This is a genomic window from Pseudoalteromonas sp. SIMBA_162, from assembly GCF_046535955.1.
Lineage (GTDB): Bacteria > Pseudomonadota > Gammaproteobacteria > Enterobacterales > Alteromonadaceae > Pseudoalteromonas > Pseudoalteromonas marina.
In genome coordinates, this window is sequence record NZ_JAWJBQ010001258.1 from 1 (window position 1) to 234 (window position 234).

The following is a 234-nucleotide window of genomic DNA, read 5'->3' on the forward strand; positions in this document are numbered from 1 at the left end:
TGGGGCTCGGCGAACGCACCGGCCACCGGCCCGGCCAGTTGTCCGGCGGCCAGCAGCAGCGTGTGAGCATCGCCCGCGCGCTGATGAATGGCGGCGACATCATCCTGGCCGACGAGCCGACCGGCGCGCTGGACACGCACACCGGCCAGGAAGTGCTGCGCATCCTGGAGGAACTGAACGCCGCCGGCCACACCATCATCCTGGTCACCCACGACATGAACGTGGCGCGGCACG

Annotated in this window: 1 protein-coding gene; it reads left to right on the forward strand. The window is 70.5% G+C overall.

Annotated elements, in window-relative coordinates; genetic code table 11:
• On the forward strand, positions 1-234 hold a 234-nt coding region (locus R0J88_RS23665; RefSeq protein WP_410901410.1), incomplete at both ends, for an ATP-binding cassette domain-containing protein.